Source organism: Tomitella biformata AHU 1821 (assembly GCF_000524475.1).
In the GTDB taxonomy this organism is placed as follows: domain Bacteria; phylum Actinomycetota; class Actinomycetes; order Mycobacteriales; family Mycobacteriaceae; genus Tomitella; species Tomitella biformata.
This window is the reverse complement of the sequence record NZ_BAVQ01000052.1, coordinates 1-377: the sequence shown is the minus strand read 5'-3', so window position 1 is coordinate 377 and position 377 is coordinate 1. Positions and strand designations below refer to the sequence as shown.

The following is a 377-nucleotide window of genomic DNA, read 5'->3' as shown; positions in this document are numbered from 1 at the left end:
TGGGACGAAGTCGTAACAAGGTAGCCGTACCGGAAGGTGCGGCTGGATCACCTCCTTTCTAAGGAGCATCTCCAGTCCATGCCGTCATGTAGTTGATGTGTGTGGTTGGCAGAGCCCGTTTAGTAGGCAATGTTCTACTGCGGGAGCTCATGGGTGGAACACTGACACGTATCCCGATCAGGAAATGCTCCCTTTGTGGGGTGTTGCGGGGTCTAGTCGACATACTGTTGGGTCCTGAGGGAACACGCGTCAAGCGGGTTTTTTCAGTACTACATGGACATGGCCTGCCGGTCATGGGTTGGCGGAATCGTGAGATTCTTTCTTCCCTGACGTGTGGTGGTGGGCGGTGTGTGTTGTTTGAGAACTGGACAGTGGAC

At 54.4% G+C, this 377-nt stretch carries 1 rRNA gene; it reads left to right on the top strand.

What is annotated here, in order from left to right:
- Positions 1 to 58 (top strand): 16S ribosomal RNA (locus TBIF_RS14915); the annotation flags it as partial.
- Between the last annotated feature and the right edge of the window lie 319 nt (positions 59 to 377).